Genomic DNA, 20,776 nt, shown 5'->3' on the forward strand with positions numbered 1-20,776 from the left:
GAAAGGCGCGGCGGCCCGCGGTGCTAGAAGCACGGTTCGGCCGCGCCGTGGATCGACCTAGCGCCTTGCGGCCGCCGCAAGGTGAAGGGTAGTATGGGCATCGAACTTGATGTCGACGCGATCCGTCCGGCGCCGCGCGAGCCGCGATCTATTAAGCGCCGCAGTTCCGATGAATGAGCGAGCTGCCCGGACGTGATGCTGAATCACGACGCCGCGCAATTTTCGTTTGGCGGCGTTGGGTTGGTTCGCTGGGCCCTCAAATCCCCAGCATTGTTGTGTATGCAACGGCGGGGGAAGGATTCAATGCGTCACGCTGGGGCCTTTGCTCACGTGGTCCCAGTCGGGCGGGAGGCTCCGCGCGACAGCGAGGGCACCTCGTTGGCGACCTCGTTAGCCAGACCTTCTGATGCGACCTTGCGCCATCGTTGAAAGCTCTTTCGGCGGCCGATACCAATGTCGAAAACCTTATAAAAAAGAATAGCTTCCAGAGGAACATCGGGAGGGTGTATTGGCACCACTCCTGCAGATCAAGGATTTGCATACCGAATTCCGGACCGGCGCGGGAGTCGTGCGCGCTGTCGACGGGATATCTTACACTGTCGAACAGGACGAGACAGTCGCGATTGTCGGCGAGAGCGGGTCGGGCAAGTCCGTCGGGGCGCTGTCAATTCTGCGCCTGATCCCGGATCCGCCTGGGCGGATCACGCGTGGCGAGATTCTGTTCGCCGGCCGCGACCTCATGCAGTTCTCCGACGCGCAAATGCGCGAAGTGCGGGGCGGCGACATCGGAATGATCTTTCAGGAGCCGATGACGTCATTGAATCCCGTACTCACCATCGGCCGGCAGATCACCGAGACGCTTGAGCAGCACCGCCAGGCCGATCCCGCTTCGGCGCACAAGCGCGCCATCGAGCTCCTCGGGCCTGGTCGGCATCGCCGATCCCGCCCGCCGCCTCAAGCAGTATCCACACCAGCTCTCGGGTGGCATGCGCCAGCGAGTCATGATCGCGATCGCGATCGCCTGTGATCCCAAGCTCATTATCGCGGACGAGCCGACGACTGCGCTCGACGTGACTATCCAGGCGCAGATACTCGAACTGATGAACGGGCTGACGCGCCGGCTCAACGTGGCGCTCATCATCATCACGCACAATCTCGGCGTGGTGGCGCGCTACGCCAAGCGGGTCAACGTCATGTATGCGGGGCGAATCGTCGAGAGCGGCCCGGCGGCGGCGATCTACCACGACCCGCGCCATCCTTACACGATGGCATTGCTGCGGTCGGTGCCCCGGCTCGATCGCCCGCGCCAGGGCGCCTCGACCCGGTGAACGGCCAGCCCCCAGACCTCGCGCACCTCGACCAAGGCTGCGCATTCCGCCCGCGTTGCCGCTTCGCCGTGGAAGCCTGCGCTCGGGTGCGGCCGCCGCTCGAGCCGGCAGGGCCGGCGGGCCACCTCGCGGCGTGCCTGCGCTCTGGGGAGATCGTCGCGGCGGCCGGAGCGGTGGCATGACGGCGCCCGCAACCCCTCCGACGCTGCTCGAGGTGAAGGGGTTGCAGAAGCTCTTCCCGGTCACCGAGGGCGTCCTCGCGCGCCGCGCGGTGGGTGAGGTGCGGGCGGTCGATGGCGTCGACTTCACGCTTCGCCGGGGGGAGACGCTGGGGCTGGTGGGTGAGAGTGGTTGCGGCAAGACGACGACCGGCCGGTGCATTCTGTTGCTCGAGCGGCCGACCGCCGGCGAGATCCTCTATGACGGCGTCGACCTCACCAGGCTCAAGCACAAGCAGCTCCAGGCCCTGAGGCGCCGCATCCAAGTCATCTTCCAGGATCCATACAGCTCGCTCAATCCGCGCATGAAGGTTGGCGACATCATCGCCGAGCCGATGAAGGTACATGGCATCGAGCCCGATGCGGCGCGCCGCGCGGCCCGGGTGCGCGAGCTGCTCGCGATCTGCGGCCTCAGTTCGAATTTTGCCGATCGCTACCCGCACGAGATGTCGGGCGGCCAGCGCCAGCGCGTCGGGATCGCGCGCGCTCTCGGGCTCAATCCCGAATTCATCATCTGCGATGAGGCCGTATCCGCCCTCGACGTGTCGATCCAGGCGCAGATCGTCAACCTTCTCGAGGATCTGCGCGAGCGCTTCCGCCTCACCTATCTGTTCATCGCGCACGATCTCTCGCTGGTGCGGCATCTCTGCCAGCGCGTGGCGGTGATGTATCTCGGCCGCATCGTCGAGCTCGCGGATTGCGACGAGCTGTTCGACAACGCGCTGCATCCCTACACCCGGGCGCTTCTCGAGGCCGTGCCGGTGCCGGATCCGAGCGTCGAGGCCGGTCGCAGGTTCCGACCCGTGAAGGGGGAGGTACCGAGCCCGATCAATCCGCCTTCGGGCTGCGCGTTTCATCCGCGCTGCCCGATCTCGGTCTCTAGCTGCAGCCGGATCCGCCCGCAACTGCGGGAGGTGCGCCCCGGCCACTGGGTGGCCTGCAGCGAGGTGCGTTAGATTCGGTCCATCTGTGGCGGATGGCTCTACGGAATCCATCCCAATAACAAAGGGGGGAAGGAAAAGGAGGAAGCAAATGATCAGGAAATTAGGACTGGCGGCAGCCGGTCTTGGCGCTGCTCTTTGCATCGCGAACGTGGCCGCCCCTGCGGCTGCCGACACCCCGAAGCGCGGCGGGATACTGACCTTCATGATCCCGGCGGACGCTCCGCCGAGTTTCGACGGTCACCGCGAGACTACCTATGCGACTGTGCACGCGGCTGCACCATTCTACAGCGTGCTGATCAGGGTCAATCCGGACAATCCGTCGTCGACCATCGATTTCGTCTGCGATCTTTGCACCGAGATGCCGACGCCGACCGACGGCGGCAAGACCTACACCTTCAAGATCCGGGAGGGCGTGAAATTCCACGACGGCTCGCCGCTCACGGCTGCGGACGTTGCGGTGAGCTGGCAGGAGATCGTCCATCCCCGCGAGGGCGAATCGAGCGCACGCGAGAGCTACTTCATCATGGTCGACAAGGTCGAGGCGCGTGATGCGACCACCGTGGTGTTCCGACTGAAGTTCGCGACGAACGCGTTTCTGCCCTCGCTCGCCGATCCCTTCGCTTGGATCTACAAGAAGGAGATCCTCGACAAGGATCCACGCTGGTTCGAGAAGAACATCATGGGCTCCGGCCCGTTCAAGTTCGCCGGCTACGAAATCGGACAGTCGATCAAGGGGGTACGCAATCCCGACTATTATCACCAAGGACAGCCTTATCTCGACGGATTTATCGGCATCTTCGCGGCCAAGCAGGCCGTGCGGGTCGACGCGATCCGCGCCGACCGCGCCGCCATGGAGTTCCGCGGCCTGCCGCCTTCGGCGCGCGACGAGCTCGTGCGCGAGCTCGGCGACAAGATCACCGTTCAGACGAGCGACTGGAACTGCGGCAACCTGGTGACTCCCAACCACAAGCGGAAGCCGTTCGACGACGTGCGGGTCCGCCGGGCGCTTGCACTGGCAATCGACAGCTGGCACGGCGCGCCGGCGCTCGCCAAGATCGCCACCGTGCATACGGTCGCCGGCATCGTTTTTCCGGGATCGCCGCTGGCAGCGACCAAGGAGGAGCTGCAGACGTTGGCCGGGTTCTGGCCGGATATCGGGAAATCGCGCGAGGAGGCCAAGCGCCTGCTCAAGGAGGCAGGGGCCGAAGGACTCAAATTCGAGCTGATGAACCGAAACGTCGACCAGCCCTACAAGTATGTCGCCACCTGGCTGATCGACGAGTGGAGCAAGGTCGGACTGGAGGTCACGCAGCGCGTGCTGCCGACCGGTCCGTTCTTCGAGCGCTGCGTCACGGCACATTCGATGTAACCGTGGACTTCAACTGTCAGAGCGTGGTGAACCCGCTTCTGGACATCGGCAAGTTCTTGCCGCACTCGGTCTATGCCGAGAACTACGGCAACTACGACGACGATAAGGAGGTTGCCCTCTATCAGGCGCTTCTTCACGAGACCGATACCGTCAAGCAGCGAGCGATGCTCCGCGAGTTCGAAAAATACGTTCTCGACACCCAGGTGCACATGCTGATGACGCCGTGGTGGAATCGCATTATCCCCGCCCGGTCGTATGTGAAGGGCTGGAAGATCAGTCCGAGCCATTACCTCAATCAGGACTTGGCCAACGTGTGGCTCGACAAGTAGGCCGCCGCGATGCTGGTCGACAACCGCTGACTGGCATCACGGCGCGGTCAGGATCGGACGCATAGGATGTACCGGTATATCGTGAACCGGGTGCTTCTCGTGATCCCGACGCTGGTCGGAGCGGCGGCACTTGTGTTCGTGCTGATGCGCCTCATCCCGGGAGACATCTGCGTGGTCCGTCTCAGCTCCGGTGGCGGAAGCGTCGACCCGCGCGCTGTCGCGCTTTGTCACGCCGAGCTCGGACTCGATCGTGCGCTAGTCCTACAGTTCCTGGACTTTGTGTGGGGCTTCTTTCGCCTCGACTTCGGCATCTCGATGTGGTCGGGCAAGCCCGTCGCCGAAGAGATCGCGGCGCGCTTGCCGATCTCGCTAGAGATCGCCGTGATGGCGACAGTAGTTGCCATCGTCATCTCAGTCCCGCTCGGGATCATCTCAGCGTTGAAGCAGAACAGCTGGATCGACCACGTGGTCCGCACCACCGCCATCGCGGGCATAGCAACGCCGTCGTTCTGGCTCGGAATCGTCTCCATCCTGGCCGTTCTCGATATCTCGCATGCAATATTCGGCGCGCCCTGGATGCCCCCGATCGACTACGTCCCGTTCTGGCAGGATCCGCTTCGCAACCTGTCGATGGTCATCCTGCCGGCGCTTACGGTCGGTTACCGCTACGCCGCTGTCACCATGCGGATGACGCGCTCTGCGATGCTCGAGGTCTTGCGCGAGGATTATATCCGGACCGCCCGCGCGAAGGGTCTGGTCGAACGGCTCATCATCAACCGGCGCGCGCTCAAGAACGCCCTGCTGCCGGTCGTGACCTTGATCGGCATCGAGTTCGCCTTCCTGATCGGCGGGCTCGTGGTGACCGAACAGGTGTTCAATCTCAATGGCGTCGGCCGCCTGTTCGTGCTGGCCGTCCAGAACCAGGACTATACCCTGACGCAGGCCCTCGTGATGCTCACGGTCGCGGTCTTCGTGTTCGTCAATCTCGTGGTCGATCTGCTCTGCATGGCTCGATCCGCGGATCCGCTACGGCTAAAGAGTGGGAGCTCGTACCATGGTCGATCTCGCGCCCTACGTTCCTGCCGTCGACACCGCGGCGGAGGGCCTGCGCCCGTCGCGCGAAGGCATCATCGGCTTTTGCCGCCGCCAGCCGCTCGGGACGGTCGGCCGAGTGTTGGTGCTGGTGATGGCAGTCGCCGACCTCGCGGCTGATTGGATCGCACCCTACAATCCGACATCGAACGACTTCGCCGCCATGACGGAACCGCCGAGCTGGGCGCACCTCATGGGCACCGATCAGTTTGGCCGCGACCTGTTCTCCCGCATCGTTTTCGGCGCGCGCACCGCCTTGATCGTGGGGTTCTCATGCGCGATCGTCGGGGGCGTCGCCGGTCTCGTGCTCGGCGTGGCAAGCGCCTATTTCGGCGGCCGCCTCGACCTCGTCCTGCAGCGCGTTATGGACGTGGTGATGGCCTTCCCGCTGATCATCATGGCCCTCGCCGTCATCGCTATCTTCGGCAGCGGGGTCTACAACGTGATCGTGGCGATCACAATTCCGCTCATCCCCCGTTGCGCGCGGGTCGTGCGCTCCAGCGCACTTGCGATCCGTGAGGTCCCTTATATCGATGCCGCGCGCGCCTGCGGCTTCGGCCACGCGCGTATAATACTTCGCCACATGGTGCCGAACGTGCTCGCGCCGTTCCTGATCATGCTGACTGCATTCGTCGGCCAGGCGATTCTGGCGGAGGCGTCGCTGTCCTATCTTGGGCTCGGCGTGCAGGAGCCGACGGCGGCGTGGGGCCTGATGTTGCAGGGAGGCGCCGAGGAATACGCCTCGACGGCGCCGTGGATCGCCGTCTTTCCGGGTCTTGCGATCGCGCTCACCGTTTTCGGCTTCAGTTTGTTCGGCGACGCGCTCCGCGATGCCCTGGATCCCAAGCTGTGCGATCGCCGATCGGGCGGCAATCTTCCGAAATCACGACGCCATCGATGGCAAAGTCGAAGATGTGGAAGTTCCGTAAATCGACGCCCGCGGCTCAGCCTGTTTTGGTCTAACCGTCGTTCTCTTGTCTATCAGGGGGAAACGACGATCGGTATCTCGCGAATATCGGCATTCATGACATTGCCGTTGAGCGTAATGGTTGCGAACATCGTGTAACGGCCGACCGGCAACCGGTTCTTGAAATCGAATTGGAACGAGGAGCTTTCGCCGAGAGGGACAGCGCCGGCTAGCACTACATGCCTTTGATCGTTGACGACCACGAACCGACATTCCGGGGGTGTTCGTTTCAGTGCATCCAGCGGTATGGATGAAATCGGCATGCGCGTGAGGCGATACCTGCGCTGAAACTTGTCGATCACTTCGACGTCGCCCGATATTCGGATCCTATCACCCATCGAGTCCACTGCAGTGATAAATCCGCGACGTGGGATCGCGTAAGAGTCATAGGAGCCCACGCCCAGCGGGTAGCTCAAATCCCTGAACGCAGAGAGCATCACGCTGTCATGCGACCAGCTTTTGAGCTGATAGGGCCCGTTGGTCACTAGAAAATGGCCATTGGCCTTGTAGAACGCGGCGAGCGCCGCCCATCGCCGACGTGCTTCGTCGACGCTGACCAGCTGGCGCAAGGTTTCGGGTCGGTAGCCTTCACGCTCGAAGCTCTCGGCCAATGCCGCGAACCGCGCGTTCAGCGGTTGTGATCGGACGAGATCCAGCCATTCAACGCCGCGGCGAATGGCTTCCGTCTGCGAAAATGCCGCCCAGTTTCGCTCGACTGCTTCTTCCATCAGAACAAGAAGATGCCAGGGCAGCGTACTCCAAGGGGGGGGCCGGCAACGCCTCTCGCTCCGGGCTCATCGAGGTGCTGGTCGTATAGACCTCGATGGTGAATACTTCACGGAGGAAATCGACGTCGCCGACCCTGAAGGATTTGGACGCGGTGTCGGTGGCCACGACCCGCAAGCCGGCAAGCTGGCGGCGTATCGGCGCGGTCGCTGTATCGATTGATTGATCGTAATGGGTCTCGCGGCCGTCGCCACGAATGCCCCAGCGATATGCAAGGATGTAGGGGTAGAGCAGATCGGCTGCCGTCATCTTCGTCCCATCGTGGAACGCGGAGCCGAGCAGACGATAGACCAATTTTGTCCTGGCGAATTGGCCGGGACCGATGGCCTGGAGCCGGCCGCTATCTGCATCAGGCAGTACCGCGTCCGCGGGTATCGCAATCTTATTTTCCGCCACCGCCGATGGTTGCGCGGATGGCCTGCTGCGCTCGACGATCGGCTCGGCCAGGATCGACAGACTGACGCAGGTGTAGACCACCATGAGCGCCGTGAGCGGGATCTGAGAGGCCAACGCGAGCTTGCGCGCGGCAAATGTCTGCATCGCCTGCACATGCGCGAGATAAACTGCGGCGATGTGCCCGAGAAGAACGGCCCCGACCGCCGTGTACCAGGCAAAGCGAGCACCGACGATTGCAATGTTTGGGCGGTAACTCGCGGTCCCGAACAGATTCCAGCCGTAGCCGAAGGGATCGGAGAGCAGCGGAACGATGTATTGCCCCTGGACCAGAAGGTATACGAGGTAATGCGCAACGTGGTAGCCAAGCGCGATTGGGATTAGCGTGAGGGCGAAGCTCTGGGCGGTCTGCCGTGGCGAAAATTGCCACTGCGTCGCCGCACTCATGATGATGCTCACCATCCAATAGGCCGACAGGAACAGGAGCCAGAACGCAACCAGGCCGATGCTTCGTACTGCCATCGGGCCGAGTTCGGCGACATCAGATAAGCGCGCGATGACCGCGGATTCTACGACCGACCATTCGGGAGTCGCGATGAGGCCATCGTAAAGAACACTCGACAGGAGCAGCAGAACCAGCGCCATCATCGATGGCGAAACCTGATCGCGATAGGTCAAGCCCGTTCCAAATCGTCGCAGCAAGAATTGTGGTTTCGGCGGGTTGGTGCGTATCTCCGTTGGCGCGAAGCGGGCGAAGGTGCCGAATACGACAGTGAAGAGCTCGCCGTGCCGCAGCCAGGTCTCGCTGCCGAACACGAACATGCCGGTCCAGGTCAGCACGGAATAGCCGAGTGCGAAGGTGGCGATGTGTGACGGCACGGCAGGCGTCGGATAGACGAGCTCGGTCCAGGAGAAGGCCAGCAGCAAGAGCACGGCGGGCCAGACACCGAGTACGTGGGGATACGGTTTGTCGAGCGCAAGATTGCGGCCGCAAATGTGCCTGTACGCCGCCTCCACCCCGTCGAAGATAGTCCGCAATGGATTGATGAGCGGCCAGATATTTCCGACGAAGGCCGAAATATAGGCGAGGCCGACCCAGGCAATGATCCAGACGAGGGTCGGAGCGAGATTGCGGTAAGGATTTTGATCGCCGAGAAAACCCGCCAGCAGCATCGCAGCAAACAGGACCAGAGCGCTCAGCCTGAGCGGAACGCCCAACGCCGCCGCGACGGCTCTTCCGAGCGGATAATCGAACAAATCGCTACGTGAATGGGGGCGCGTCGGCGGTGCGCTGTGCACGAACAGGCCGACGATCACGAAGGAGAGCACCACCGCGGCCGCGGCGCCTAAGAGATAAAGAGGCAGCGGCAGGGGGAGGTCATAACGCTGGCCGAAGCCGTGCGCCGTGGCTGGGGTGAAGCTCACGAGCACGGCCGCAGCCGCTAACGGCCAGCATCCAGCCGCTATCAAGCGTTGACGAACGTTCCTACGGGTAGACCTCGATACGAACAAGTGGAGCGTCCCCGTGAGAATGGCCGCCGCCCTCGGACGACCGATGGACTTCTACAGGAAACCGCCCTGTGACGTCCGCGGTGAATTCCATCACGCCGATCGAGCCGGGCTCGATCTTCCTTTCAATGTCATAACCGTGCAGATGCAGGATGATTGATCGATCCGTGCTCCATCGAAGCCTGACGACGTCTCCCTGCTTGACCCGGATGACTGACATGTTCTCTGCCACCCGGCCCCGTTCGATATGGAGGTCGAATGCCAGCTCCGCGGCGCTGGCTCCGATGAGCGCCGCTCTGATTGCCCAAGCGAGCACTGCGCCAATGAGACATGTGCGAAAAATTGCGCTGCAAGGCATCGCTGCAATTCCTCATCGTGATGGCGAAGTCTGAACCTCAGTGATCCGATTGGCCATCCACGCCTGGTCATAGGGCGACGGCAATAGCGCCGGGTCTGCGACGGCGGACCACAGCAGTCGCCCGAATTTGTCGGAAAAGCCCGTGATCGGATTCCAGGCCGACGCCGGTCGGGCGTCGATTCCGACGCGCAGCCAACCGTTCCAGGGAAAGTCCTTCAGCTTGACCGTGCGAAGGAAGATTGCGGCGTTGAGGCCTGTAAGGGAATCGAAGGCGATGTTCTCGATCCCGGCCGAGAATTCGGAATTGAAATATTCGCGCTTGAGCGTGTAGCCGACGACCACTTGACGGCAGTCGTTGACCAGGGCTGTCACAACCGCCCGCTCCAGATTGATGTGATCGACGGGGTCGTTGAAATCGCCTGACTGGATCCGTTGCAGGTCAACCTCCACGCTCTCTCTTGTTCCGACGTCGATTGCGTCGCGCAGGGCGAGATAGGCCTGGTACCATCCGCTTCTGGCCACTGGCGGCACTAGCCAGCCGTTGATCACGGTCATTGCCGAGTCAGTGAGTTCCGCCAAGCTGGTTTCCTTGATTTCAACGTCCCAGTCCGATTCCTGCGTCGCTTTCTCGGCGTGGAGCAAGCGTTCGGCGGCAGCGCCGGCCGCCTTCACCTTCAGATTCCCGGTTGTTGGCTCAACCGGGGTGTCGGAAAGCAAGCGTCGTTTCGCGGCTTCCGCGAGATCGACATGGTACAAATAGTCCCCGTGCAGCGGCGTGATCGGATAGGGATGCAGGATCACATCCGGATTATTCGAGCTGAGTTTTCGGGCAACGGCATGCGCGACCGCGCAGGCGGTCGTATTCTCTTTAGCATATGACGATTGTGGGTTGATGCGGACGATTACCAACGAGCCGAGCGATTCCACGGCGGTGATCAGATCCGGCGCTGAGCCAGAAAGGTGGAGGTCGTTTCCGAGATAGGCATGGATCTTGGATTGTTGCAGCAGGCGTTCCGCGGCGTCAGGGGCAACGGTCCAAACCTCGATCTCGTGCGGATAATAAGATGGATAGACCGGCAATTCGTGACCACCCCGCACTGCCGCGGTCACAGTCAGGGTCGACAACAGCAATCCAAGCGTGAGGCAGCGTCTCATAAAGCAGTCCCCGCAGAACTGTAGTCGGCATCGTGCACGCGCGTGCGACGATGCGCTTCATCCGCGCAACGCTTTCACAACCCTCTCATCGGCGCGCGCTTCCTTCGGCGAACCATGGAAAATGATCTCGCCCCGATCGATCACATAGAGTCGATCGCAGATACGGGATGCGGCGGCGAGATGTGATTCTGCCAGCAGAATAGAAACGCCCATCGCCTTGATCTTCATGACAGCCTCCGTGAATCGATTGATCACGACCGGCGCCAATCCCTCGAATGCCTCGTCGAGCAGGAGGAGGGACGGTGACAACATCATCGCGCGTGCGATCGCAACCATCTTGCGCTGACCGCCGCTCAGATGCAGGCCTTGGCGTTGCAGCAGGTCCCGAACTTCGGGAAAGACCCCGAAAGCCTGCGTCCGTGGGTCTGGGCGTACAGCCCCGTCGCGTCGGCGTGACACTTCATCGCCGAGCCAGCGGCTGATCATCAGATTGTCGTCGACGGATAGTTCCGGGAAGATGCCGCAATCCTCCGGCGAATAGCCGATTCCGCGCTTGGCGCGTTCATGCGGGGCAAGCCTCGTCAAGTCCTCATCGTCAAATACGATCTTGCCGCCCTGCAGTGGCAGGAAGCCCATAATGCTCTCGATCGTCGTGGTCTTGCCGGCGCCGTTACGCCCGACCAGGCACACGACCTCCTGTTTGTCCACGCGCAGCGAAACGCCGTTGAGGATGTGAGCGCGGCCGCGGTAGGTGTGGATCGCCTTGACCTCCAGCACGATCATTCCTTTCGTGAAAAGGCGTCCGGTCCCGCGGAGCCGAGCAGGATCATCGCAACCTCGTCGTTGCTTCTGATGGCGTCCGGCGTGCCTTGGGCGAGGATCGCCCCTTGGTGCATCACGACTATTCGATTGGAATACTTGAAGACAATATCCATATCGTGTTCGATGATCGCGGCCGTGATCCCTTCGCGACGCACGACCGAGGCGATGACGTCCATGATCTGGTCCTTCTCGCGCGTGCTCACCCCGCTCGTCGGCTCGTCGAGAAACAAGAGCGTCGGCCGCAGTGCGTAAGCGAGCGCCACATCCAGCAGTTTGCGTTCGCCTTGCGCGAGACCCCGCGCCGGCTCATTGCGCTTGCCGGCGAGTCCGAACTGATCGAGGATCGCGTCGGCCTCGATGGCGACCTCGCGGTCGCGGTCGGCGAGCGCAGCCATATTCCGGATCTTGCCGTCGCGCGAAAAGATCGCCAGTGCGACGTTGTCGAAGGCCGTCAGATCGTCGAACAGGTTGACCAGCTGGAAGCTGCGCGCGATGCCAGCCTTCACTCGCTCGATCACGGATGAACGGGTCACGTCCGTACCCTTGAAGATGATTTTTCCGGAATCGGGAACGAGATGGGCGCTGATGACGTTGCAAAGCGAAGTCTTTCCGGCCCCGTTGGGGCCGACCAGGGAAATGAACTCGCCTTCCGCAATGGTCAGGTTGACATCATCGACGGCATGCGTGTCGCCGAAATATTTCCTCAGGTTGACCGTCTCCAGGAGAGTCATTTCGTTCTTCTCCTGAGCTTTGCGGCGAGCCGCGCGGTCGTTCCGACAATGCCGGCGGGTAGCGCCATGACCAGAATGACAAGCACGACGCCAAGCAAAAGCTGCCAATATTCGGTGCTGGCGATCGCGTATGTCTTCAGGTAGTTGAAGGCTATCGCACCGACGATCGGACCGGTGAAGGAGCGGAATCCGCCGAGCACGGTCATGAACACGATCTCGCCGGAGAATGGCCAATAGAGAATGTCGGGCGTGGTGAGACCGTTGAGCGGAACCCACAGAATCCCGGCAAGTCCCGTAAGAGTCCCGGAAATCATGAAAGCAATCCAGCGATACCGCCGCACAGAGATGCCGACGAATCGCGCGCGCGTTTCGTTGTCACGGATCGCCTGCAGCGCCTTGCCGAACGGTGAGTGCGCGATCACCCACATGATGATCGTGGAGACGGCAAACAGCGCGAGGACATAGTAATAATAGGCATAGATGAAACGCTGGAACGAGCCCGACCCCTTGAAATCGACCAGGCCGCCGAGCAGCGTGAGATTGGCATAGGGTACGCGAATGCCGTCGGTGCCGCCCGTCACCCAGAAGAACTTGAAGGCAAGGCTCCAGAGAACCTGCGACAACGCAAGTGTCAGGATGCCGAAGAAGATGCGTGTGTGCCGCACGCAGACGAATCCGAAAGTCGCAGCAATGATCAGCGTGCCAAGCATTCCGCCAACGATGCACAGCTCCATGGAGTGCGCGCCGAAATCTCGCATGATGAAGGCCACCAAATAGGCGCCGGCGCCGAAATAGGCGGAATGGCCGAATGACAAAAGGCCGGTGTAGCCGAGCAGCAGATTGAAGCCGAGTGCGGCTATGGCCATGATCAGACCGTAGGTCAGCAGTACCGTTTGATAGGGATCGACGAGCTGCGGCAGGACGGCAAGGATCACGAGAGCGATTGCGGCGCCGATGGTGATTCGCCAAATCGAGGTGGCAGTGGCTGCTGTCCTCTCCATCGTCACGCCCTTCCAAACATACCGGTGGGACGGACGAGGAGGACGGCGGCCGCAATCAGGTAGAGAACCGCAAGTTCAATCTCGGGGAAAAACTGAATGCCAGCGGTGCGCACGAAGCTCACGATCAACGCGCCGACGAGCGCTCCTTGCAAGCTCCCGAGTCCGCCGATCACGACGACCACGAAGGCCAGGATAAGCACCTCGATACCCAGGCCGAGGACCGCCGCCTGCGCCGGCACCACCACCGCACCGCCGAGGCCGGCCATGAAGCAGCCGATGGCGAAGGCCTGAACATAGACGCGGCTGACATTGATGCCCAGCGCCGCAGCCATGCGTCGGTCCTGCGAGGTAGCGCGCAGGATGACACCAAACTTGGTGCGGTAGATGAACGCCCACAATCCGATCGCGGCGGCAATCCCGACTGTGACGACGAACAGGTTGTACGTGGGATACATCAGGCGACCGACGGGGATACTGCCCATCTGATCCATGATCTGGCCGGCCGATAGGGGCGTGCGGCCAAACAGGAGTTTCATGACGTCCTCGAGGATCATGAGCAGGCCGAACGTGACGAGCAGGTGGTATTCCTCCGATCGTCGATAGAGGGGGCGCAACAGGGTAGGCTCGATCACCGCGCCGACGGCCGCAACAGCAACAGCGCCAAGTGGAAGGAGTAAAAGCGTTCCGGCCAAGCCGAGATTTCCCTCCAGCGCGTGGCCGACCGCGCTGCCGACAATCCAGGCGGAGACATAAGCGCCGAGGGCATAGAGCGACCCATGCGCCAGGTTCACGATGCGCATGACGCCGTAGATGAGACTTAAGCCCGCGGCGATAAGGAACAGGACTGCCGCGTAAAAAAACGAGTTCAGGATCTGGATGACGAGGATCGTCACGGCTTTCCCTCCTCATCCTTTGGGCCCCCGGCTCGCCCGGCCTTGCCAATTGTCCCGCTATCCCGCAGCTCGATGCGTCCGATAGCTGGATTAATCGTATTCCCATCAAGAAAGATCGCTGCGAACAAAGTGTAGACGCCGGACTGAAGGGTGGTCGGCAGAGAAGCCGCAAAGCGATGGTCCGGTTGCCGCACCAGGCTTCCGGCCGCAGCCACCCGGCCGTCCTTGCCAATGACGACGTAGTGCGATTCCGGCCGAATAGGCAGCAGTGTGCCACGCAGCGTGTCAGGCTGCAGCGGCGCGCGGACGAGGCGATGGTCGCGTTGCTGCTTGACCGCGAATTCGGCGTCGGTGCTGACCAGCACGAGATCGCCCGCGCGCTCCATAGCGGTGATGAGCGCGCGTGCCGGGTAAGCGAAGCCGTTGAACGTACCGAGACCGACGGGATAGGTGAATTCCCGTACAACCTCGAAAACGAATGCGTCGGGCGACCAGGACTTCAGCCGGTAGGGTCCGTTGGTCACCAGCAAATGACCGTTGGCTTCAACGAACTGGTCGAGAAGCTGCCAACGGGCCTTCGCCGCCTCCGGGCCGACAAGCGACTCGAGCGCTGCCGGCCGGTAGCCGGTCTGAGCAAATTCCTTGATCAGCGCGCGGAATGTCTTCAATTGCGCTGGATCGCGGACGAGGTCGAGCCACGGCAGGTGGCGCCGCTCCGCTTCGCCGCGCGAGAAGGCTGCGATGCCGCGCTCGACCGCCGCCTCCATCAGCGCAAGCACGTGCCAGGGCACCGAACTCCAGGGTGGAGCGACGAGGGCGTTCTCCAGTTCGTCGAATGCGAGGTTATCGAGATAAATCTCGATAATCGGGCTGCGATAGGTGAAGGTCTGATCAGCGACCGACCGCGAGGTTTCCTCCACCCGGAGGAGCTTCAAGCCGCGCAGCCGCTCGCGTATCAGCCGCGTCGCAGCAGCGATCTCAGGATCGTGGGCCCCCGCATGCTGCCCGCCGGCGCCCCAGCGGAACGCCAGTGCATACGGGTAAAGTAAATCGGCCGCCTCCATCACCGAGGCGTCGCTGAAATTCGAGGCCGACAGGCGATACAGCACTTTTGTCATCGCGCCATGGCCCGGCCCGACCTGGCCGAACCTGCCGGCCATGGTCTCCGGCATCAGCGCATCGTCGGGAACGCGAACCGACCGCTTGATACCGGATTCGTCCGTAGTGCGAATTTCGGCGCGGTTCTGGACCCACCGGCTATTATAGGGAATGGGCAGGAAGGCGTTGTCTCCGACGGTCGACCACACCAGACGGCCAGCCGCATCGTTAAAGCCAGCGATTGGATTCCAGGCTGCGGTCGGGCGCGGATCGATCCCAATGCGCAGCGTGCCATTCCAGAGGAAATCCTTGAGCTTGACCGTCCTCAGAAAGACGGCCGAATTCAAACCGGACTGCGAATCCACGGCGATATTTTCAATGCCGTCGGAAAAGTCGTCAGTATAGAATTCCCGCCGCAGCCGATAGCCGACCACGGCGCGCTCACAACTGCCGATCAATGCTGCCAGCAACTCGCGCTCGAGGTTGATCTGTTCGGTGCGATCCCTGAACTCGTTATGGGTGAGACGATCATAAAGCTCATCGGCCTGCTTTTGGTCGTTCGCCTGACTGAGGGACGGACGAAGCAACTGGTAGGCTTGGAACCATCCTTCTTTGGTCCAGGGTGGCGCTGGCCAATCGTTGAAGCCGACGCCTGCGTCGATCAGCAATGCGCTTACCGAAGTCTCGTCGAGACTCACATCCCAGTCCGTTGCCTGGACGCGGGCCCGCGGCGAGAGCAGGGCCGCATCGGCGCCAGCGCGAAACGTCGGCGTGGGCGCACCGGTCGGCGTGGGCGTGGCGTTGGCGGGAGACACGCGATCTGCGTGGCCGAGATAGTCGGCGTGATAGGGCGTGATCGGATACGGATGAATAACGACGTCAGGTGGCGCGTCCAGCGCGGCGGCAGCCTGTTCGATGGCGTGACAGCGCGCCTCGCGGGCTTGAAGCCGGGATGACTGCGGATTGACGCTGACGGTGACTAGCGATTTGAGCGACTCGACCGACTTGAGGTGCTGGGGAATCTGGCCGGAAAAGCTTGGTGCGGTGCCCACATATACGTGCAGGGGATCGCTCTTGTTGACAAACTCGCGAGCCGCTCCTTCTGGATCGAGCGGCTCGATGCGGATCTCATGTGGGTAGAACGAGGGAAAATAAGATACCGCGTGGTCGGCCTGCGCCGATGGCGGCACAGTAACGACGGCACAGATCAGCCCCAGCACCACGCCGCATATTCGCGCCCGGGGCGAAGCTGGGTGCAGAGACATGTTCCGCTCCACCGAGATCGCCGCAGTGCCGGCAGGATCTCGCCGCGGCCGTACGACGCGGATGTGGAGTTCGAGTTGCCGGCCGCCCGATCAAGACCCGAACACCGCCATGCCTTCGAGAAAGGCATGGCCGTCTCGATTGCTGCGTTCAAGCGACCTGCGGCCAGGTCTCCTTGATCCAATTGTACGTGGCCGTCGGATCGTTGTGACCATTGCCCGGCTTCGGCCAGTGCGGCGGCGCCGTGATATTGCGGATCGGAATGGTGACCATCCGATTCGGATCCAGAATCGGGAACGGGTATTCGGGGACGTTCTTGCTGAAGCCCGTCACCGCGTCCTTGTAGCCCTGGTGATTGTCCGGACGGATGTAGAGGTCACCGGCTGCCGTCTCGAAATACATGCCTTCAAGCTGGCTGATGACCGCCTCTTCCTCCGGCCAGCCACCTGTAAGCTTGTTCGCCTTCTCGACTGCCGTCTTGTACATGTAGAGCGTGTGATACGCACCATCCGACTGGAAGTTCGGATACTCGTTCCAGCGCTTATAGTACTTCTCGACGAACCTCTTGTTGGCCGGCCAACGATTTCCCGGCGGGAAGGTGAAGTAATAGTTCGCGTGCACGCCCGCGATCACGCCTTCCGGGTGATCCTTGCCGATTGCATGTGGCGCAACGCCAAACGCGATCGTGCTCGCAAACTTCGCGCTGTTGAACATGCCGTAACGCAAGGCCTGCTTGTACATTGCCACGTAGTCGCCGCCCCAGACCGACGAAACAATCAGGTCTGGATTAGACGACATCGCCTTGGTGATGTGAGCGGTGAAGTCGGTGGTGCCGAGCTTCGGCCAGCCTTCCGAGACGACCTGGATGCCCGGAACGAGCTTGCCGAACGCGATGTTGAAATGGTCGAAGGCATTGCGGCCATAGCTGTAGTCCGGGTGAATGTGCGCGACCCGCTTTGCCTCGGGCCAGGCCTGCGCCGCCGCCAGTGCGCAAGTGACACCGTCCGCTGACTGGATGTTGGTAATGCGGAACGCGAATTTCGGATTCGGCACCGCTTTGTCCCACAGAAAATCGGTGCAGCCGTCGACAAAAATCGTCAGCGCGCCAAGCTCCTCGGCGACCGGGCCGAGTGCCGGCGTGTTGCCGCTCGATATGACACCGGTAAACAGGTCGATTTTTTCGGAGAGCTTCATACGGCGAAGCTCTTTTACGTTGGCGTCTGTGCCGGCTGCCTCGTCGGCAGTGATCGTCTCGATCTTGCGCTTGCCGAGAATGCCGCCCTGGGCGTTGATTTCCTCAGCCGCCAGGATGTGACCCTTGAGCGAAGGCTCGCCGAGCACCGCTCCGGGGCCGGTCAAAAAGGTCATGTGACCGAATTTGAGTGGCGTATCGGGAATTCTTCCCTTCGGCGCCGCAGGAGTTTGCGCCGATGCAGGCTTCACGGCCGGTATTGCGGTTGCCGCCGCGGCGCTGCCGACCACAACGCCGAGTTGATTGAGAAAGCTTCTGCGGTCTACGTTTCTGTGCTCCATGGTTTATCCTCCCTTGTCGAGGACATTGATGATTTCGCCACGTTCAAGCTCCTAATTGGGGGGCTCATTGCTACATTTTAGGCCATTGTATCTCGACAAACCACAACTCTGTGAATGTATCTTTGACGTCCCAACGCGCCCGGCACCAGCGATTGCACCTCTCGAGCTCCGGCCCGATCCATCGCAGCCGTATGCCAAGCGGTGCTGGAGCATCGATCGCTGTCAGCGGCATTACGCCCGGCGCGCGACACCCTACTCACGGCACCGTCCGCCGAACTCAATTGGTTCGGTGTCACGCTCGCCGCACTGCAGCATTTTGCTCTCGCGCCGACCCAGCCTCGCGCCTTTTAACGATCAGCGCTATCCTTTCCCTGATGGTACTCTCGGCCAACCGCAAGGAGCTTGGCGTCGGTGGCGGCTCCCGGGCGCAAGAAATGAGCCGCGCAGCCTTCGTTGGTGACCAAATGACGCAGGGCGGCCAAAAGGGTTTCGGCATGACCAAGCACGGCCGATCGGGGCACGCGACCCAATCGCCGCGTTTCCGTTTCCTGCAGAAGCTCGAAGCACAGAAGAACGATCGCAAGGACCGCTCTCGGATCAAGGACCCGAAACAATCCGTCGAAGAGCTATTCCATCCCCGGAAGCCAACACCCACCTGACGAACTATCCTTGGATGAGCTCCGGGGTAGGCACATGCGATTTTGCTAAGCAACAGAGCAAGGACGTCATGTAGGGCGACCGGAAAAACCCGGCAGAACCAGCCCCGCACCTTCGAGAAGGCAAGTCGAGGTGGATACAGTGAACGAGTCAGTGGCCCGGATCGAGGCGATCATCGGGCGCAAGGTTAAACGCGACATCAGCCAGATGACCGAATGGGCAAAAGGCAATCTCGCCCGCGCCGCGGAAGCAATAATGAACATGCCCAACGCGCACGTTGGAATCGTCACCGGTTTCTATATCCAGCACGCGGAGCCGCCTTCTCCGGAAACGGATGGGCTCGGCGGCATGGCTCATCTGGCCGCGGGCCTCGCAAATGCGGGCATTCCGGTAACGGTCATTACCGATGCACCATGCGCAAAGGCGGTGTGGGCCGTGGTCGAGGCGCTGCCGGCGCCCGTCAATCTTGAGGTCGTGTCGACGACGGAAAGTTCGGTTCTCCGCCTGCGGCAGTACATGGAAACAGGCGATCGGCCGATCACTCACTTGATCGCAATTGAGCGAGTTTCTCCCGGTTCGGATGGGAAGCCTCACCGGGAGCACGGATGGGACATGTCGCGCGAAACGGCACCGCTGCATCTTCTCTTTAGCGACCCCGCCGCGAAGCGCCGCTGGTACACGATCGGCATGGGAGACGGCGGCAATGAGATCGGGATGGGATCCTTGCCCAAGGAAATCATCGAAAGCGGAATTCCCAACGGCGAGGTGATCGCAGCAACCACTCCGGTCGATTCGCTCATCGTCGCCGGCGTGTCGAACTGGGGAGCTTATGGGCTCCTTGCTGCAATGGCCTGCACGAAGCCGGCCTTGCGGGACGCTCTCCTGCGTTATTTCAATCGCGATATGGATCACCGGTTCCTGTCGGCGGCGGTGGAAGCCGGGCAGGCGGTCGATGACAGCCGGGTCGATAGTCCCGGGCGACCGCAGATGAGTGTCGACAGCATACCGTGGGAACAGCACGCGGCTCTTCTTGAGGAGATATCCGCCGTGGTGGCGTCGCACGCCCGCTGAGGGCGGGTTAGGGAGGGAGATAGTCTGGGGCTGGTGCTTGCGGTACCCCCAACCCACCCTCACTCTCAACGGTGAGTGAGTCCAACTCGGTGTGTCCCATACAGGAGTCCTCCGATGTCATCCCTTAAAGCCAAGACGCTGTTTATCTCCGGCGCGAGCCGCGGCATTGGGCTTGCGATCGCGCTGCGCGCGGCACGCGACGGCGCCAATGTCGCGATCGCCGCGAAGACTGCGGAGCCGCATCCGAAGCTGAAGGGCACGATCTTTACCGCCGCCGACGAGGTGCGCGCGGCCGGCGGCAAGGCGTTGCCAGTCATCTGCGATATTCGCGATGAGGCCCAGGTGATCGCAGCTGTTGATAAGACCGTCGCCGAATTCGGTGGCATCGATATCTGCGTCAACAACGCCAGCGCCATTAGCCTGACCAACTCCCAAGCAACCGACATGAAGCGGTTCGACCTGATGATGGGCATCAACACCCGCGGCACTTTTATGGTGTCGAAATATTGTATCCCGCACCTGATGAAGGCCGAAAACCCGCATATCCTGATGCTGTCGCCGCCGCTCGACATGAAGGCGAAATGGTTCGAGCACTCCACCGCCTATACCATGGCGAAGTTCGGCATGAGCATGTGCGTGCTGGGACTATCGGCCGAGCTGAAGAGTGCGGGCGTCGCGGTCAACGCGCTGTGGCCACGCACCACGATCGCTACCGCCGCCGTCGGCAATCTCCTGGGGGGCGATGCCATGATGCGCGCGAGCCGCACGCCCGAGATCATGGGAGATGCGGCTTATGTCATCCTCACGAAGCCGTCGCGCGAGTTCACCGGGCAGTTCTGTATCGATGACAAGGTGCTCTCTGCCAGCGGAGTGCGTGATTTCGACCGCTATCGCGTCGATGCCTCGGTCCCGCTGGCGTCGGACTTCTTCGTGCCCGACGACGACGTGCCGCCGTCCGGCGTCACGGTGATGCCCCTACGCTAGGCCGGCGCGTTTGCCAATGCATCAACGTCGGCTCGGGGCCATTCGCGCCGACTGGGCCGCGTCCGGGCCGCGTGTCCGGTCAACCCCTAACAGCCGAGGCTAGATCAAGGATCGGGGTCCGTCGCGTACGGGCCACATGCAGACATTCGGTCTCGTGGCCAGGCCGGATCGTTTCATCCATCGTTCACTCAGCCGACACCAAGCCAGATCAGCAAGAGTGAGGATGGCGTGACTGTAGCGAAGGAAATCGAGCTTGATGACAAGTTCGAAAACAT

Annotated in this window: 18 protein-coding genes and 1 pseudogene; 9 read left to right on the top strand and 10 right to left on the bottom strand. The window is 61.8% G+C overall.

The features are described from left to right. The first annotated feature begins 508 nt into the window (after window positions 1–508). The 6 genes and pseudogenes from AC630_RS26825 (at window position 509) to AC630_RS46345 (ending at window position 6,346) form a co-directional block, all read left to right on the top strand. Window positions 509–1,510: pseudogene (locus AC630_RS26825) on the top strand (ABC transporter ATP-binding protein). Then, window positions 1,507–2,502, top strand: coding sequence for an ABC transporter ATP-binding protein (locus tag AC630_RS26830; protein WP_074121463.1), 996 nt, complete (start codon window positions 1,507–1,509; stop codon window positions 2,500–2,502). The pseudogene AC630_RS26825 and the gene AC630_RS26830 overlap by 4 nt, the downstream one beginning before the upstream one ends. 76 nt (window positions 2,503–2,578) lie before the next feature. After that, a complete protein-coding gene (locus tag AC630_RS26835; protein ID WP_083636404.1) occupies window positions 2,579–3,859 on the top strand; it encodes an ABC transporter substrate-binding protein in 1,281 nt (426 codons plus the stop codon). 2 nt (window positions 3,860–3,861) lie between these two features. Continuing rightward, window positions 3,862–4,188: a hypothetical protein gene (locus tag AC630_RS42975; RefSeq protein ID WP_083636405.1), complete on the top strand. Its 327-nt coding sequence runs from the start codon at window positions 3,862–3,864 to the stop codon at window positions 4,186–4,188. Between the two features lie 66 nt (window positions 4,189–4,254). Further along, a complete protein-coding gene (locus AC630_RS26840) occupies window positions 4,255–5,400 on the top strand; it encodes an ABC transporter permease (RefSeq protein ID WP_143198335.1) in 1,146 nt (381 codons plus the stop codon). Window positions 5,401–5,473: 73 nt separating this feature from the next. After that, on the top strand, window positions 5,474–6,346 hold the full coding sequence (locus AC630_RS46345; RefSeq protein ID WP_245330532.1) for an ABC transporter permease: 873 nt from the start codon (window positions 5,474–5,476) through the stop codon (window positions 6,344–6,346). Here AC630_RS46345 and AC630_RS44290 read toward each other — a convergent pair. From AC630_RS44290 to AC630_RS26890, 10 genes are all read right to left on the bottom strand, one after another. After that, the gene (locus AC630_RS44290) at window positions 6,262–6,975 is read right to left on the bottom strand and encodes a hypothetical protein (protein ID WP_143198336.1); all 714 of its coding nucleotides are present in this window, start codon (window positions 6,973–6,975) and stop codon (window positions 6,262–6,264) included. The two genes, AC630_RS46345 and AC630_RS44290, sit on opposite strands and share 85 nt — an antisense overlap. After that, window positions 6,908–8,851, bottom strand: coding sequence for a hypothetical protein (locus tag AC630_RS26850; RefSeq protein WP_143198337.1), 1,944 nt, complete (start codon window positions 8,849–8,851; stop codon window positions 6,908–6,910). The genes AC630_RS44290 and AC630_RS26850 overlap by 68 nt, the downstream gene beginning before the upstream one ends. Window positions 8,852–8,912: 61 nt before the next feature. Next, on the bottom strand, window positions 8,913–9,293 hold the full coding sequence (locus tag AC630_RS26855; RefSeq protein ID WP_143198338.1) for a cupredoxin domain-containing protein: 381 nt from the start codon (window positions 9,291–9,293) through the stop codon (window positions 8,913–8,915). A gap of 12 nt (window positions 9,294–9,305) precedes the next feature. After that, the gene (locus tag AC630_RS26860) at window positions 9,306–10,403 is read right to left on the bottom strand and encodes a hypothetical protein (RefSeq protein WP_143198339.1); all 1,098 of its coding nucleotides are present in this window, start codon (window positions 10,401–10,403) and stop codon (window positions 9,306–9,308) included. A gap of 102 nt (window positions 10,404–10,505) precedes the next feature. After that, window positions 10,506–11,231: an ABC transporter ATP-binding protein gene (locus AC630_RS26865; RefSeq protein ID WP_074121473.1), complete on the bottom strand. Its 726-nt coding sequence runs from the start codon at window positions 11,229–11,231 to the stop codon at window positions 10,506–10,508. Beyond that, window positions 11,228–12,001: an ABC transporter ATP-binding protein gene (locus AC630_RS26870; protein ID WP_074121475.1), complete on the bottom strand. Its 774-nt coding sequence runs from the start codon at window positions 11,999–12,001 to the stop codon at window positions 11,228–11,230. The genes AC630_RS26865 and AC630_RS26870 overlap by 4 nt, the downstream gene beginning before the upstream one ends. Further along, on the bottom strand, window positions 11,998–13,002 hold the full coding sequence (locus AC630_RS26875) for a branched-chain amino acid ABC transporter permease (RefSeq protein ID WP_074121477.1): 1,005 nt from the start codon (window positions 13,000–13,002) through the stop codon (window positions 11,998–12,000). The genes AC630_RS26870 and AC630_RS26875 overlap by 4 nt, the downstream gene beginning before the upstream one ends. A gap of 2 nt (window positions 13,003–13,004) precedes the next feature. Continuing rightward, window positions 13,005–13,895, bottom strand: a complete 891-nt coding sequence (locus AC630_RS26880) for a branched-chain amino acid ABC transporter permease (RefSeq protein ID WP_074121478.1) — start codon at window positions 13,893–13,895, stop codon at window positions 13,005–13,007. After that, entirely contained in the window at window positions 13,892–16,216 is a 2,325-nt protein-coding gene (locus tag AC630_RS26885) for a hypothetical protein (RefSeq protein ID WP_143198340.1), read from the bottom strand. Before AC630_RS26885 ends, AC630_RS26880 begins: the two co-directional genes overlap by 4 nt. 190 nt (window positions 16,217–16,406) lie before the next feature. Beyond that, complete coding sequence (locus AC630_RS26890; protein WP_083636407.1) at window positions 16,407–17,789, bottom strand: ABC transporter substrate-binding protein; 1,383 nt, start codon at window positions 17,787–17,789, stop codon at window positions 16,407–16,409. A 434-nt stretch (window positions 17,790–18,223) separates the two neighbouring features. Here AC630_RS26890 and AC630_RS26895 point away from each other — a divergent pair, with 434 nt between their 5' ends. The 3 genes from AC630_RS26895 to AC630_RS26905 all read left to right on the top strand — a co-directional run bounded on the left by AC630_RS26895 (window position 18,224) and on the right by AC630_RS26905 (window position 20,501). Beyond that, window positions 18,224–18,448, top strand: coding sequence for a hypothetical protein (locus tag AC630_RS26895; protein ID WP_143198341.1), 225 nt, complete (start codon window positions 18,224–18,226; stop codon window positions 18,446–18,448). Window positions 18,449–18,587: 139 nt separating this feature from the next. Further along, on the top strand, window positions 18,588–19,517 hold the full coding sequence (locus tag AC630_RS26900; protein WP_143198342.1) for a glutamate cyclase domain-containing protein: 930 nt from the start codon (window positions 18,588–18,590) through the stop codon (window positions 19,515–19,517). A gap of 114 nt (window positions 19,518–19,631) precedes the next feature. Continuing rightward, entirely contained in the window at window positions 19,632–20,501 is an 870-nt protein-coding gene (locus tag AC630_RS26905) for an SDR family oxidoreductase (protein WP_074121485.1), read from the top strand. Window positions 20,502–20,776 lie beyond the last annotated feature (275 nt).

The sequence above is a fragment of the Bradyrhizobium sp. AS23.2 genome, assembly GCF_001908185.1.
In the GTDB taxonomy this organism is placed as follows: domain Bacteria; phylum Pseudomonadota; class Alphaproteobacteria; order Rhizobiales; family Xanthobacteraceae; genus Bradyrhizobium.